12 protein-coding genes are annotated in these 15,863 nt (G+C 35.9%); 1 reads left to right on the top strand and 11 read right to left on the bottom strand.

Annotation, left to right across the window (positions count from 1 at the left end; genetic code table 11):
- Nucleotides 1-75 precede the first annotated feature (75 nt).
- Nucleotides 76-1,515, top strand: a complete 1,440-nt coding sequence (locus ACNQGB_RS09225; RefSeq protein ID WP_417945260.1) for a nucleoside recognition domain-containing protein — start codon at nucleotides 76-78, stop codon at nucleotides 1,513-1,515.
- Between the two features lie 397 nt (nucleotides 1,516-1,912).
- On the opposite strand, the gene ACNQGB_RS09220 is transcribed toward ACNQGB_RS09225, so the two are convergent.
- The 11 genes from ACNQGB_RS09220 to ACNQGB_RS09170 all read right to left on the bottom strand — a co-directional run bounded on the left by ACNQGB_RS09220 (nucleotide 1,913) and on the right by ACNQGB_RS09170 (nucleotide 15,851).
- Nucleotides 1,913-4,672, bottom strand: coding sequence for a M4 family metallopeptidase (locus ACNQGB_RS09220; RefSeq protein ID WP_417945261.1), 2,760 nt, complete (start codon nucleotides 4,670-4,672; stop codon nucleotides 1,913-1,915).
- A 252-nt stretch (nucleotides 4,673-4,924) separates the two neighbouring features.
- Nucleotides 4,925-5,584, bottom strand: coding sequence for a CoA transferase subunit B (locus ACNQGB_RS09215; RefSeq protein WP_417945263.1), 660 nt, complete (start codon nucleotides 5,582-5,584; stop codon nucleotides 4,925-4,927).
- 2 nt (nucleotides 5,585-5,586) lie between these two features.
- Nucleotides 5,587-6,288 carry a CoA transferase subunit A gene (locus ACNQGB_RS09210; RefSeq protein ID WP_417945264.1) on the bottom strand — a complete coding sequence of 234 codons (702 nt, stop codon included), beginning with the start codon at nucleotides 6,286-6,288 and terminating at the stop codon, nucleotides 5,587-5,589.
- A gap of 175 nt (nucleotides 6,289-6,463) precedes the next feature.
- Nucleotides 6,464-8,773 (bottom strand): penicillin-binding protein 1A, encoded by a 2,310-nt coding sequence (locus tag ACNQGB_RS09205; protein ID WP_417945266.1) that lies wholly within the window; start codon nucleotides 8,771-8,773, stop codon nucleotides 6,464-6,466.
- A 9-nt stretch (nucleotides 8,774-8,782) separates the two neighbouring features.
- Nucleotides 8,783-9,262, bottom strand: coding sequence for a gliding motility lipoprotein GldH (locus ACNQGB_RS09200; RefSeq protein ID WP_417945268.1), 480 nt, complete (start codon nucleotides 9,260-9,262; stop codon nucleotides 8,783-8,785).
- The gene (locus ACNQGB_RS09195) at nucleotides 9,246-10,511 is read right to left on the bottom strand and encodes a PSP1 domain-containing protein (protein WP_417945270.1); all 1,266 of its coding nucleotides are present in this window, start codon (nucleotides 10,509-10,511) and stop codon (nucleotides 9,246-9,248) included. Before ACNQGB_RS09195 ends, ACNQGB_RS09200 begins: the two co-directional genes overlap by 17 nt.
- A gap of 185 nt (nucleotides 10,512-10,696) precedes the next feature.
- Nucleotides 10,697-12,064: an oxygen-dependent tRNA uridine(34) hydroxylase TrhO gene (gene trhO / locus ACNQGB_RS09190; protein WP_417945272.1), complete on the bottom strand. Its 1,368-nt coding sequence runs from the start codon at nucleotides 12,062-12,064 to the stop codon at nucleotides 10,697-10,699.
- Nucleotides 12,065-12,408: 344 nt separating this feature from the next.
- Nucleotides 12,409-12,759 carry a hypothetical protein gene (locus tag ACNQGB_RS09185; RefSeq protein ID WP_417945274.1) on the bottom strand — a complete coding sequence of 117 codons (351 nt, stop codon included), beginning with the start codon at nucleotides 12,757-12,759 and terminating at the stop codon, nucleotides 12,409-12,411.
- Nucleotides 12,760-13,481: 722 nt separating this feature from the next.
- Nucleotides 13,482-13,961, bottom strand: a complete 480-nt coding sequence (locus ACNQGB_RS09180; protein ID WP_417945275.1) for a hypothetical protein — start codon at nucleotides 13,959-13,961, stop codon at nucleotides 13,482-13,484.
- A gap of 226 nt (nucleotides 13,962-14,187) precedes the next feature.
- Entirely contained in the window at nucleotides 14,188-14,598 is a 411-nt protein-coding gene (locus tag ACNQGB_RS09175; RefSeq protein ID WP_131907898.1) for a BrxA/BrxB family bacilliredoxin, read from the bottom strand.
- Between the two features lie 101 nt (nucleotides 14,599-14,699).
- Nucleotides 14,700-15,851, bottom strand: coding sequence for a lycopene cyclase family protein (locus tag ACNQGB_RS09170; RefSeq protein WP_417945278.1), 1,152 nt, complete (start codon nucleotides 15,849-15,851; stop codon nucleotides 14,700-14,702).
- Nucleotides 15,852-15,863: the final 12 nt, after the last annotated feature.

Here is a 15,863-nt window from a genome sequence, read left to right as displayed (position 1 = left end):
AAAATTCTATTATTGAAATTGACATTGCAATTGACATTGAATATTGATTTATTACATTTACAAAAATTATAAGTTATGGTATTAAGCAGATTTTGGTTGGTCATTTTTATATCGGCAATTGTATTTGTAGTATTTAGTTTATTTGCAGGAGACAATTATACCATTGATCACGTTTTGAACGGAAAGAAAGACGATCCAATTCTTATCTCGGAAAGATATGTAGAGCAGCTTCCTGCTTATATAAAAGACAGTATTAAAACAGCGGTAGACCAAACTATGATCATTAATCGGGATTCGCTCAATGCAGACACGACGTATGTTTTCAAAAATAAAACCGTAAAAATCTACAGTGGCGTGCAAAAATCTGATGGATTGTTGCCTACCTGTAAAAGTACTTTGCTGGATTTAGTATTGCCATTGATGGCGTATTTGGCTTTTTTCTGTGGGTTGATGGAACTTTTAATCATTTCTGGTGCTTCGGGAAAATTGGCCAAAGCCTTAAGTCCCGTTTTTGTCAAAGTATTTCCGAGTATCCCAAAAAATCACCCATCGATTTCGTATATGACTTTGAATTTTGCCGCTAATTTCTTAGGGCTAGATTCGGCTGCAACTCCTTTTGGATTAAAAGCGATGGAGAGCCTGCAAGAAATAAATCCTGAAAAAGACAAAGCTAGCGATGCTCAAATCATGTTCATGTGTTTACATGCCTCCGGACTTACGTTGATTGCTACCTCTATTATTGGGTATAGAGCTGCTGCCAATGCCAGTAATCCTGCTGATGTGATGTTGCCATGTATCATTACGTCGTTCATAGGGACGATTGCCGCCTTTTTAATTGTTGGAATCAAACAGAAAATCAATTTCAAGAGTGCTTCTTTAGTATTGGTTTTAATTGCGTTAATCGCAGCTATAATAGGTTTGTTGATGTACGTGAACCAGTTGGACTTAATTGGTAAAAACTACTTTACATCAAATCTATCGGCTTTAATATTAATAGCGATTATCGCTTTTACGCTTATCTTTTCCTTTGTAAATGAAAAGAAATTTACAGAAGCATCAACTACTGTTTTTGAGACGTTTGTGGTAGGAGCTAACAATGGTGTCAAAACAGGAGTCACAATTTTTCCTTATGTTCTAGGAATGTTAGTTGCTATTTCCTTGTTTAGAAACAGCGGTCTATTCGAAATAATTAGCAACTGGATTGCTTTTATTTTTTCTAATATGGGAGTAAGCAAAGAAATTACAGATGCATTGCCAGTTGCGTTGCTACGTCCATTTAGTTCTGCAGGATCTAGAGGGTTTTTGATCGATTCTATGAATACTTTTGGTGCCGACTCACTAACTGCTAGATTGGCTAGTATTTTTCAATGTAGCGCCGAAAGTACGTTTTATGTAATTGCGGTATACTTTGGTTCGGTAAACATCAAAAACACACGTTACGCTTTAGGTACCATGCTTATTGTTGATGTGATTTGTGTAGTTACTGCTATTTTTGTTGCTACGTGGTTCTTTTGAATGAATTAAAAACTAAGATTTCAGACGTGAAAAGATTCTAACAGCGATCATGAAATTCAAATTGAAATTATTTTACTGTATAAAAATTAAGCCTTACAGAGTACTGTGAGGCTTTTTTTTGATTTAAAACTAGAACTAATTGACACCTTGTTGATTACTTTTACTATAGTTTCGACACTATTGTTGAACTTGATAATCAACGCCTTTACTTACTAAACTACCATTATGTTAGACTTCAGTTCTCTGTCATGTAGTGTTTTAAAGCCAACTGAATTGTAAGGTATCTAATAGCTTACTTTTTTACCATAAATCTTAAATTTTTTAATGCGTTAGGGTTATAAATAAAAAAGGGAGCAGTTATATGAACTGCCCCCTTTTAATAAATTTAAAAAAAATATTACTCTTTAATGAATTTTTTAGTGATGTTTTTCTGACCATCATTTACCTCTAAGAGATATACTCCAGAAGCTAGTTTACTTACATTAATTGCATTTTCAGATATTTTCCCCGTCTCTATTTTTTGACCTAGGAAATTAAAAATGCTGAAAGTAGCATTGCGATTATCTGCCATTTTAATATTCAAGAAGTCAGAAGTAGGGTTTGGAGACATAGTATATTCAAATATATTATTTTCATCACCTAAACCATCTGCAAAACTTGTTGTAAAACCTGCTATTGCTGCTCCACCAATGTTTACGGTGTAGTCTTCTACTTCTCCATATGAAAAAGTTTCACAAGCAGTTTGAGCAGCATTGTATTTCATGGATACCCTCATACGTGTAGGTCCAGATAAGGCTGTCGTAGGAACCGTAAAAGTAGCTGTTAAGTTTGCACTACTTGACGAAGAACCGGAAACAACTTGCTCCGTTGTTTCAAAAACACCATTTTTATTATAATCAATCCATATTTTCCAGTATTCAGTATACGCGGAACCACTAAAACCTGCGCTAAACAAGATTGTATTTGATCCATAAGGTACATTTCCTGTCAAGGCTGTAAAGTTTCCGTATCCTGCATTGGCACCAGTTGTGTTGGCAATTCCACCCAAAGCTACATAGTCAATGTATTCAGATGTTGCATTACTTCCTTTAGAGATGCAGTACGTTACTGTAGTTCCAGATGTGGTAACGCTTGCTACATTACTAGCAGCAGATAAATTTCCTGCAGCATCTTTTGCTTTTACTGTGAAAGTATAGGCTGTTGCAGCAGTTAATCCTGTAACGGCATACGTTGTCCCAGTAACTGTGGCTAATAAACTGCTACCTCGATATACATTGTACCCGGTTACTGCAACATTATCAGTAGCGGCTGTCCAAGATAAGTTTGTTGTTGTTGAAGTTGTTCCTGATGCAGTTAAGCTTGCAGGAGTAGACGGTGCAGTAGTATCAGCTGTGCCAGCATAAGCAGCACCAACTCCTACAGCATAAAATGCGTTTGTAGTAGCGATCACTTCAGCAGAACCCGCTCCGTAGAGATCTGTTGCTGACTGAATTCCGTAAGTTCTTGCATTTGCAAAAGTTGAATTTGCTGATAGATACACGCTTTCTAATCGGTAAGCAATTTTTGCAGCTTTGTCAATTGTAATTCCAGTTACATTATAAGAACTACCTATGTCATTTGTTCCTGATTTACCTACAGATAAAATATAGAACCAGTGGTTTAATACACCGCTATTGGTATGAACACCACAATAATCATTGGTCTGTGTTGGAGTGCCACAATTAATGACTTTCCAATTTGTTCCGCCATAGGTGTCTGGCTGTCCTTCTAATTTTGGATTACTCATGGAACGTAAAGCCGTTTTTCCAGCTCTTCTTTCGATGTCTTCTCCTATTAACCATGTTGATTTTGTAGGAGCCGCAAAATATTCCACACACGCACCCCATATATCAGAAAATCCCTCATTCATGGCTCCTGATTCTCTTTGGTAAGCTAGATTGGCTGTTTTTTCACAAATTGCATGTCCAATCTCGTGTGCCGCTACGTCTAAAGAAGTAAGCACGTCAAAATTTGTTCCACTACCATCGCCGTAGGTCATAACACTACCATTCCAGTACGCATTGTCGTAAGCAACACCATAGTGCACGTAGCTTTTTATAACAGCGCCAGCGTTGTCATAACTGTTTCTCGTGTGTTTAGTTGAAAAGTAGTCATATGTTTTCTCTGCACCCCAATGCGCATCAAGGGCACCATTGTCTTTATTAGTATTGTCAAATTCAGCTGCGGTCCAGTTATTATCCACATCGGTAAAATTCACCGCAGTAGTATAATTGGTTCCTTTTTTCATATTGAAAGTGTTTATCCCCAAACCTCGTGTTGCATCTGCTAAAATATATGATGAACCGCTTAAAGTAGTTTGAATGGATTGTGTACCACTGTAACGTGTGGCTGCGTTTGCTGCAACAAAGGCGACAGCATTTATTAGTCCTTTTGAGGTTTTAGACCCATCGTTTTTGTGCCCATTGCTGTATTCTCCAAGGTGTTTTATGGTAGCATTATAAAACAACGGTTCTCCAGAAACTGCATCTATATATAAATCACCACGACTAACCGGGTTTGTAGCATAAATATCGAATTTATATGCCAACCGTAAATTATTGTCTTTTTGTTTTGAAGTTGCACCATCTAAAACAGGAAGTAAAACCAACTCTCCAGTAGGTTTTTGGTAGTTCATTGCTTTAGAGTTCTCTGTTGATTCCCAAAGGTATTGTTTGGCTCCTATTTGTTTCAAGGCACGAACAAATGCTTGATCTTTGGTTAATTTTGGATTAGTATTTACATTATCCAATTTATAAAATTCTCCACTCATTGATTCTAATTTCCCAGCTTTGGAGTGCAACGTGTACGTTGAAAATTCTACTTTTAAGCCTTGGTGATACAATTGGAATTTGTCGTGAGAAATTCCCAATTTATCTGTTTCGGATTTAGTTTTAGTAAAATTAGAATTGGTTTTTAATCCTAACTGTTCAGTGAATGCTTGTTGAGCATCGGAGGATTTGTAAGTAGACTTTTCATTAAAAACGATCAAAGAAGGTTTTCCTTTTTCATCCGTAATTTTTTGTTTTACATATTTGGTTGCATCTTGTGCTTGTGCTTCTATTGCAAAAAAAGAAACGGAAGCAAACAAGGCAATTTTACCGAGTAATTTTGTTTTCATAGGTTTGGGGTTTTGGTTAATTATTTAAAATATCAAATTAAATATGATAGCTAATTTAACAAAAAATATATATAATATTAATTTTTTGTTAAAATATATTTTAGTGTTGCTGTTCTAATAGAGAAAATAGGGCTGTTTTTATATTTTTTTATGATTTGATGCCGAATATAAATACTACAAAACAGTATCAAAAAAAATACATCCGTCTATAGGATGTATTTTTTGTTGTATTGTATTTGGGTGAAGACAGTCTTAATCGAGAATCATTTCTGGAATTTCACCATCAATAATTAATGTTGCTTCGGTTGAAGCAACAATGTGTTCTATGGTTACGCCAGGTGCGCGTTCTAGTAGCTTGAATCCTTGTGATGTTATTTCCAGTACAGCAAGTTCAGTAACAACTTTTTTAACGCATCCTACACCAGTTAAAGGCAACGTACATTTTTTAAGAATTTTAGATTCTCCAGCCTTATTTACATGCATCATGGCTACAATAATATTTTCTGCCGAAGCGACTAAATCCATTGCGCCACCCATTCCTTTGACCATTTTCCCTGGTATTTTCCAGTTGGCTATATCACCATTTTCAGAAACTTCCATAGCACCAAGAATTGTTAAGTCAACATGTTGGCCACGAATCATGCCAAAACTAAATCCAGAATCAAAGAAACTGGCGCCTGGTAATGTTGTTATGGTTTGTTTTCCTGCGTTGATTAAATCGGCATCTTCGTCTCCTTCAAATGGGAAAGGTCCCATTCCAAGTACGCCATTTTCACTTTGAAACTCAACATCAATACCTTCTGGAATATAGTTCGCTACCAGTGTTGGTATTCCTATTCCAAGATTCACATAATAGTTGTGTTTCAATTCTTTTGCGATGCGTTTTGCAATTTGGTTTTTATCTAAAGCCATGATTAGAAAATTTTTCTTACTGTAAGTTGTTCAATTCTTTTCTCGTATTTCTCGCCTTGAAAAATTCTATTTACAAGTATTCCTGGAATATGAATTTCATTTGGATCTAAACTCCCAGCGGGCAATAGTTCTTCAACTTCTGCAATGGTGATTTTTGCTGCTCCAGCCATACATGGATTGAAGTTTCTAGCCGTTCCTTTGAAAACTAGATTTCCGGCTTTGTCCCCTTTCCATGCTTTTACAATCGCAAAATCAGCTTGAAAAGCGTGTTCCATAATATGCATTTTCCCATTAAATTCACGAACTTCTTTACCTTCGGCTACTTCAGTTCCATAACCGGCTGGTGTAAAAAAAGCAGGAATTCCAGCCTGTGCTGCGCGGCAGCGTTCTGCTAAAGTCCCTTGTGGAATAAGATCAACTTCGAGTTCTCCAGATAGCATTTGGCGTTCAAATTCGGCATTTTCTCCAACATAAGATGAAATCATCTTTTTAATTTGACGTTTTTGCAAAAGCAAGCCTAGGCCAAAATCATCAACTCCTGCGTTATTTGAAATACAGGTTAAATTTGTCGTTTCTTTTTTTACTAATTCGGCGATAGAATTTTCTGGAATACCACATAATCCGAAACCGCCAAGCATGATAGTCATATCGTTTTCAATTCCTTGAAGGGCATCTTGAACGTTATTTACTTTTTTGTTAATCATAAAAATAAGGTGCTATTGATGTAATTATAATTTTTTAAATATTCTTAGGAGTATCGTTCGTTTACAGTAGTAGAAAACTCTAGTCCAGATGGAGTGAAAATCTTTTCTTTGCTAGGAACGAAGCAATCCATTTGTTACTTTCGAGATGCGATTGCTTCGTTCCTTACAATGACTTTTATAGTTCAAACTCCTCTGTATCTTGTTCTACAGCGGTAGTATCTACAACTTTTTTAGGAACGTAACAATCTACTTTTATAGATAGATTAGAAGGTCTTTCAAATGGTTCTTTGGATACTTTTAGAGCAGGATCTTCGTAACATAATTTCATGAAATATCCCCAAACTGGTAGTGCTGCAGTAGCTCCTTGTCCGTAGGTAATGCTCTTGAAACGGGCAGAACGGTCCTCGCAACCTACCCAAACTCCAGTTACAAGATTAGGAACCATTCCCATGAACCAACCATCAGATTGGTTTTGTGTGGTTCCTGTTTTTCCTGCAATTGGATTTCTAAAGGAATAGGGATATCCAGTCCAGCGGTTGTCGCCATTACCACCACCAGTGGTGCGCAAACGGTCGCCAGAACCACCTTCGGTTACACCTTCCAGTAATTTGATGACTGCATAAGCGATGTCTTTGTTTAAAACATCGTGCGATTCAGGAATGGGTTCGTAAATGATCACGCCACTTTTATCTTCAATTTTTGATATAAATTGGGGTTTCATATAAACACCTTGATTTGCAAATGTGCTGTACGCGGCAACCATATCTTCTACGGTTATTTCGACAGCTCCAAGCGCAATAGAAGGTTGATTTACAATTTCGGATTTCACTCCTAATTTATGAGTTAAATCAATTACGGCTTCAGGTCCTACTTTATCAATTAATTTAGCCGAAATTGTATTTATAGAATTGGCTAAACCCCTTTTCAGAGTAACCATGCCTCGGTATTTATTATCGGAGTTTTTAGGTTCCCAATCTTCGGTTACATTATGACGTCCTTTACGAATCATAAACGGACCATCAACAATAGAGTCACACGGAGACATGTTCAATTGTTCAATTGCGGTTGCGTATACAAAAGGTTTAAAGGTAGATCCTACTTGTCTTGCACCTTGACCTACGTGGTCGTATTGAAAATATTTGTAATTGATACCACCTACCCAAGCCTTTATTTCACCGGTTTGTGGTTCCATTGCCATCAATCCCGATTGTAAAAAGTGCTTGTAATACCTAATGGAGTCTAATGGGGTCATGATGGTATCTTTTTCTCCTTTCCAAGAAAATACAGTCATTTTTGTTTTTTCGCTGAACGATTTTATAATTTCTTCTTCGCTTTTATCTAATGATTTCATCACAGCCCATCGGTTTGATGATTTCATAGCTTGATTTAGAATCTTTTGAGTTTCTACAGAGGAAATGTTGACAAATGGAGCGTTTTTATTATCCTTTGATTGATTGAAAAATTCTTCTTGTAGGTTGGCCATGTGTGCAGAAACTGCTGCCTCAGCATGCAATTGCATTCTGGAATCAATAGTAGTGTAGATTTTTAGACCATCTTTGTAGATGTCATAATCTGATCCATCTGGTTTTTTATTTTCTTCAGCCCACTTTTTCATGTAATCACGCAGGTATTCTCTAAAATACGTAGCCGTTCCGTCTTTGTGGGTTTCTAATTTGAAATTTAATTTAATCGGTAAACTTTGTAGTTTTTCTTTTTCCTCTTTGGTGATGATTTTTCCTTTTGCCATTTGCGAAAGCACCACATTTCTGCGGTTTGTCACACCTTCTGGGTTTCGTATCGGATTGTATAAACCAGAATTCTTAAACATCCCTACTAATATTGCCGATTCGCTAATGGTTAAATCCTTAGGTTCTTTAGAAAAATACGTTTTTGCTGCGGAACTTACCCCAACAGAATTGTTTCCAAAATCATATACGTTGCAGTACATGGCGATGATTTCATTTTTTGTATATTGTCTTTCTAATCGAATAGCGATAATCCACTCTTTTATTTTTTGCACAATTCTAAAAGGCAGGAATTTAGATCCTTCTCCGTGAAAAAGTTGTTTGGCTAATTGCTGAGTCAATGTACTCGCTCCACCGCTGGTTCCTAAACTGGAAATGGCTCTCAAGGTTCCTCTACCATCAATACCAGAATGCTCATAAAAACGAGCATCTTCGGTAGCAATTAGTGCTTGTACTAAATTTTTTGGTAAATCAGCATAACGCAATTGAGACCTGTTTTTTTCGAAATACTTTCCTAAAACCACACCATCTGCCGAAATGATTTCGGTTGCAAGGTTAGAGTCTGGATTTTCTAGATCTTCAAAAGAAGGCATCGAACCAAAAAGTCCCCATGAAGCGAATAAGAAAAACAAACCAACAGCACCCATTCCATAGAAAAAAATTTTCCAAAATTTCTTTTGATAGTAAGCAATGTTCTTATCGCTGTTTTGCGCCTGATTGTTATTTTTTTTGATAGCCATAATACTATTTTATTCTTTTTTTTCTATTCTAAAACCTACTTCTGTAATACCGTCTAATGCTTTTACTCCGAGAACCTTACCGTTTTCACGAACCGCTTGCTTGATGTAGACTTTGTATTTCGACCTGAATCGTACATTTTCCTTGTAAAAAAGTTTACTTTCTTTTAAGTCTGAAAAACCATTGCCTAATAATGTGCCGTCTGGCTCTGCCATTTGGTATTCAAGTGTATCTACTTTTGTAAATCCATTTGGTAATTCCAACGCCACAATTAAAAACAAATTGTTGAATTGATAATCGTTATTGTCTCTAACATTAATAAACAAATCATAGCGTTTTGTAGAGTCCAATTCTGGTAAATTGAAGGTAACAATACTGTCTTTGTGCCACGCACTACCTACCGATTTGTATTCATCAAAAACTCTTTTCTTGTCACATGAAGAAAAGATAATGATCACTAAAAGGAGTAAAGCGCTATTTTTTATCCACATTTTTGGTAATAATTATTGGTTTTCTTGGCTCTGCAGGTTTTTTATCACCTTGTTGCTGACGATTATTATTGTTTTTATTGACAGGTTTACTGCTATTGGCTACAATCACATTTTCCCCACCAGCTTTGCGTTTTTTATGCTGTTTTTTCTTTGGTTTAGGTTGGTCAAATCGCGTTAAACTTTCTTGACCCATGGCATTGTTGAAGTTTTTCTCAGGCTCAACAACAATCTCAATAGCATAATCCTCCAATGAAGAAACTTTGTTCTTAAGTTTATTTTCGGCAACAATTTCTTGTACTTGTTCAATTTTCAACACATGCCAATTGGCAAAATTATTCGTGTATGCAAACCACATCAAGCCTTTAAAGATGTCTTGTTTTTGGCAAATGGCATCTCCTTTTTCAGTAACTAACTTAGTTTCGAAATCTGGGAAATGCTTTAAGGCATCCATGTAGGTGTCTAGTTCATAGTTCAAGCAGCATTTTAATTTACCGCATTGTCCCGCTAGTTTTTGTGGATTCAAGGACAGTTGTTGGTAACGTGCAGCTGAGGTATTTACACTTCTAAAATCAGTCAGCCAAGTAGAACAACACAATTCTCTTCCGCAAGAACCTATTCCACCCAAACGAGCTGCTTCCTGACGGAAACCAACCTGTTTCATCTCAATACGAGTGCTGAATTCTTTAGCAAAATCTTTTATTAAAGCTCTAAAGTCAATTCGATCATTTGCGGTGTAGTAAAAAGTAGCCTTAGATCCATCTCCTTGAAATTCGATATCCGAAATTTTCATTTCCAGTTTTTGAGCAATCGCCAGTTCTCGTGCACGAACCTTCATAGGCTCTTCTTTATCGCGAGCAGTAGACCAAATGTCAATGTCTTTTTGAGAAGCTTTTCTATAAATTTTAGGAATTTCATTGCTCAAAGGATTGGCTCCTTTTTTCTTCATTTGGATGCGAACCAATTCTCCTGTAAGTGTTACAATTCCAATGTCATGACCAGGTGAAGCTACCGTAGCAACGATGTCGCCCATACTTAAGGTTAATTTCTCGGTATTGCGGTAAAATTCTTTTCGGCCGTTTTTGAAACGTACTTCAACACAATCAAAAGGGGCGTCGCCATTGGGCAAACTCATATTCGAAAGCCAATCAAAAACCGTTAATTTATTGCAGCTATCGGTGCCGCAAGTCCCATTATTTTTACAACCCTTTGGTGCGCCACCATCAGAAGTTGAACAACTTGTACATGCCATAATCTTATATGTAGTGTTGTGACGAGCACAACTTAAGTTCTTAAAACGTTTAATGTGTAAAGATAGTATTTTTTAATTTTATGGAACAACGCCAATTTAGAGCAATAATTCATAAATTTATACAAAAAAACCCATTACAATTTAAATTGTAATGGGTTGGTAATTGTTCATGTAGCGTTTCAGATTTACTCTAAAACACGGTATAATTTATCGGATAATCGAATTCGGAATGGGAGTTGAAACGTGCACGTATCGCCAGCAACGGCTTTTTGTTGCGCGGTGTCATTGACCATCATTTTCTCGATTTTTAAAATTTGTTCTCCGGTAGTGCTCCCTTTTATCAATACAGTATCGCCAATTGTTAACTCATTTTCTTCAATTAAAAACTGTCCAACATTTGACTTCGGGAAAAAGTGAGCGCCTTTACCAAGGTATTCTTTTTTAATTTTCACCGCTTTTTTTGCAACAGGTTTGCGTTTTGCAAGCTCAGTTAAGTCGGGAATAGCTGCCAAAGGATCTGCATTATTTTTGAAAAGTAGCTTGTCAGATTTCCCTTTTTTGAAAATCTTATTTCCGTTTTTAATCCCTCTGCGAATGGCTTTTTGCTCTTCTTCGGGCAAGTGAATAATGGTAGCACATTCTGTAGAACAGCAGCCGTACATTTTTTCTTTGCAAGCATCACACTGAATAAAAAGCAAATGACAACCTTCGTTCACGCAATTCGTATGCACATCACAAGCGGTGCCGCATTGATGGCATTGCGAAACAACATCGTCAGTAATTCGTTCGCCCAAGCGGTGATCAAAAACAAAGTTTTTACCTATAAATTTGCTTTCTAGATTTTCTTCTTTTATTTGTTTGGCGTAATTAATAATACCGCCTTCCAGCTGAAAAACATTTTTAAAACCTTGGTGTTTAAAGTAAGCCGATGCTTTTTCGCAACGAATTCCTCCCGTACAATACATGACAAGGTTTTTGTCTTCCTTAAAGTCTTTTAATTGCTCGTTGATAATAGGCAAGGATTCCCTAAACGTATCTACATCAGGAGTGATGGCGCCTTTAAAATAGCCAATTTCACTCTCATAATGGTTTCTAAAATCGACTACAATCGTGTTGGGATCGTCTAGAATTTCGTTGAATTCCTTCGCTTTTAGGTGTACACCTATGTTGGTCACATCAAAGGTTTCATCGTTCAAACCGTCGGCAACAATTTTGTCACGCACCTTAATAGTTAGTTTCAAAAACGAGTGATCGTCATGCTCCACGGCAATATTTAAACGCATCCCTTTCATAAAATCATATTTCTCAAGCGTGTCCTTGAAGGCATAAAAATTATCGGCAGGCAATGATAATTGCGCATTGATACCCTCTTTGGCGACATAAATTCGGCCTAGAACTACTAAAGGATCCCAAGCACGGAACAAGTCATTACGAAATTGAGTGGGATCTTGAATTTGCGCATAAGCATAGAACGACAAAGTGAGTCTTTGTTTTCCGGCATCATCAATCATGACGGCTCTTTCCTCTGCGCTTAAGGTGTTGTACAGTTGCATGCTATAAACAGTTTAAGTGAGAAATATAATTTTTGCAAAAGTAGGCAAAAAGGTTCAGAGGCGCAAAGTATTACAGGAACTAAGGTTCGCAATCATTAACAACGGGTGCTTAATTTTCCTTAATGTCTTAATGGTTTGTTTTTTTAGGAGCTATTTCCAGCTTTCCGCTATATCTCTTGTTTTCGCTATCGCTACAACAAGAGGATACCGCTCCAATCTGGGCTAGGGGAGTTTTGGTAATAGGAGGTGTTTTGCAATTATTTTGGCATTCTGAAAAACGAAGACGCGAGCGCTAGCGAACTGGCGGAGCAATCTCTGATTGGTGAGCAACTTTAATGAATCCTTTAATGCAGCACTTTATTATTAGTTATCTCCACTGATTTGATTGCGCCTACCGGAGCTATTTTTACATTTTTATTTCCTTTTTCTACATAAAAATAGTAAGAACTGTTTGAGCCAATTAAATAAATTTCTTTTGTTTGATCATCACCAAAAGTTATTTCGTAATCATACTTCAATTCATTTTTAGAAATTTTACTCGCAACTTTGCTTCCGCTTCCTAGTCCTAATCCTAAAAAAAAGCATAACAGACAAAACGCAAACATGGAGATAAAATATTTGCCAAAATGAGCACTTACATCTTTTTCGGTAATATCTGATAGCGGTTTTGTAGAACTAATTTTTTCTTTAACCAATCCTTATTAAAGTTTTTTGAAATAAGTAAACTAGCTAAGGATAAGATAAGAATTAAAATAGTAAAGCCGAAAAGAATAATAGGTGTCGAAGTTAAGTCAGCAATTGGGCTAATTAATACATCCATGATATTGGAATATTTTAAGATGTTTATTCCTACTTGATAATAATAGATGCTTTCTTTGATTATTCCAAGAACGACTAAGAATAAGTAGCCAAATGGGAGCGTTCTTTGTACAATTTCGCTAAGTTTCATTCGTGTTTATTAAGGTTTTGTATTTGTTGAAATAGAATACTGTCAGTTATTTAAATCAAATATATACAAATTATTTGACGGGCTTGCTTTTTAGGTATATCTTCTAGCCTAGATAGTCCCGAATCTTCGGGAGAAATCCTTTTTGAAGCTTCCAGCCTTCAAAAGGCTGGAAGCTTTAAAATTAATAGAGATTCTTCCTTTGTCAGAGTGACAATTTTGGGTTGATTATCCTAGGTTTAGTTTTTCATGCTGAGGAACGAAGACCCGAGCGTTAGTGAATTGACAGAGCAATCTCTAATTGTTCAGACGTTGAAATATTTTGATTTTATCCTAATGTTCTCTTTTTGATTTCAAGCTCAAACTAACATTTTGATTGTACTTATGATTAGTTGTTTATTGTTTTCTTTAAATTATTAATTCTCATTAAGAATGGTAGTCGTTTTTTTAGCTAAATTCCAAAGTATTATTTTAGTATCTAGTACTTAAAAAAGCAACACATTGATTGGTGTTTCGTTTTTTAATTACTACAAAACTTTTTATGTTTTTCATGTTAATCGTATCTGATACAGATTTTCCAATTTCTTTTCCATTTAGCACATATCGTAATTTATTAAAATCTGGTTTTACTTCGTGTGCTTCCATAAAGACGATTACTCCATTTAATTTGCTTTCGGCTCCTAAAATTTCTTCAATCACATCTGAATTTTTTGGAATAATGACTAAACCTTTTCTGTTTAGTTTTGAGAATACATAATGATTTGGATCTAATTTTGAATAGAATTTGACCGATACTTTTGAGATGACTACTATTGGGCTAGCTCCAATTAACGAATCCTTCATGGCTTCTTCTGCATAATTCTTAAGACTTATTTTCTGGGATGTATCTTTTGCTATAGAATTACAAGATGCTAGGGAGAGCAAAAAAATTAATGTAAAATATTGTTTCATAGGATTTAAAGGTATAAATTTCTTTTTATTGGCAACAACTTTCAAATATACACATCTTTTTCGCACAAAATATCTTCTAGCCCAGATAGCAGTGGAAATCCTTTTTATAGCTTCCAGCCTTCAAAAGGCTGGAAGCTATAAAAAGATTGAAACGAATAGCTGGAAGTAGCTCCAAATAAAAAAACCACGCCGAAACGTGGTTTTAAAATCTATACTTTATCAGGTATTAGCAATACTCGTTGAAAGCGTCTTTCAAGTTTTCAGCAATTAGTTCTGCTGGGCGACCTTCAATGTGGTGACGCTCTAACATGTGCACTAATTCTCCGTTTTTGAACAAAGCCATACTTGGCGATGATGGAGGAAAAGGGAACATGTGTTGTCTTGCAGCATCAACTGCATCTTTGTCAACTCCTGCAAAAACAGTGATTAAATGGTCTGGTTTTTTAGCGCCATCTAAACTCATTTTTGCTCCTGGGCGTGCGTTTCTAGCAGCACAACCACAAACCGAATTTACAACAACAAGCGTTGTTCCTTCTAGTTTCATTGCGTTTTCTACTGCTTCAGCACTATGTAAATCTTGAAAACCTGCAGTCGTTAATTCGGCTTGCATTGGTTTTACCATTTCTTCTGGATACATATCTTTTTATTTTAAATCAAAATTAATTCTGTTCTGCAAAGTTACAAAGTTTACAATCAAGAATAAGTGTTCAATTATAAAGTTTTGTTATAGTTTGATTGTTATTTTAGGGCTTTGGCCGCCACGTTAAAAATGGCTTTGATAAACAACATTTTCGGACATTTTAAAATAACTTGCATGTCTTCAATAAAAACGGTTTCCTCGTCTAGAAATTTAAAAATAACCATAGGATTTCCTTTTTTGAATATCGAAGAAAAAATGTGGGAACCCAGTTCGTTTTTTCGATCTAAAATGTCTAATAATAGCAAATCATAAAACCAGAATTTGGTCTTTTTATGAAATTTAGTGAAGTCGGTTTCTCTTTGTAGAAAGGCAACCAATTCACTTGATTTTTTATCAGAATTTTTGAAAGTGTAACCCGTACTCGCTTTGGTCCAACCGCCAGAAGTACCAATGTTGATCACGTTTTTAGTATTCGCTTTCCAAAAAGGATAACACGTCATCGGGATGCTGCCTTGCTCTTTTTCGACGATTTCATAGTTCGTAATCCCCAATTTTTGAATGTATTGCTGAATTTCGTTTTCGTACTCTTCTTTTTTTAAATGCTGATGCGAAAACAAGGTGTATTCTAGTAATGCTTCCGTTTTTGAGGTAGGCAACACGTACATAAAACGGGTATTTCCTTTTTGTTCTACCGAAAAATCCATAAACGTGGCTTGCTCAATATTGAATACAGCTTGCTCACTTTTGATAAACCAACCTATAAAATGCTGTTGCAAAACAGGATATTTAGTTTGGTTTTCCGTTTTTTGTTTGTGGTAAATACTATTGAATAATTTGGAGCACGAAAAGGTTTCGCTTTCCGTTTGTACCAAAATTATAGTTTCGGATTCTTCGATTTCCAGTACTTTCTCATTGATGAAAGTGATGTTTTCTTGTTTCGAAAGCAAATCGAATACTTGGTTGTAAAAATCAAGTCCTTTCACCATATTGTATTGATATGGTTGCAAGTCTAAATCCCTGCGAAAGTTTTCGTTGGCAAACAAAGCCGAATCCCATTTTTTGGAAATAGATTGTTCCCAAAGTGAATCGTTGGTTTTCCAGAAACACCAAGTTCTGTCGTTGGTTTTTTTAGTATTTTCATCTAATAACAAAATACTTTTATCCGTAAAAGATCCTGATTGCACCATTTTGTAAACCGTCATTAAAGCCGATAATCCTGCGCCGGTAAAAATATAATCGTAGTGTTTCATTTGGGAATTTGA

The sequence above is a fragment of the Flavobacterium frigidum genome (assembly GCF_048286795.2).
Note: the sequence above shows the minus strand (reverse complement) of the source record. Positions and strands in the feature narration are given on the sequence as shown.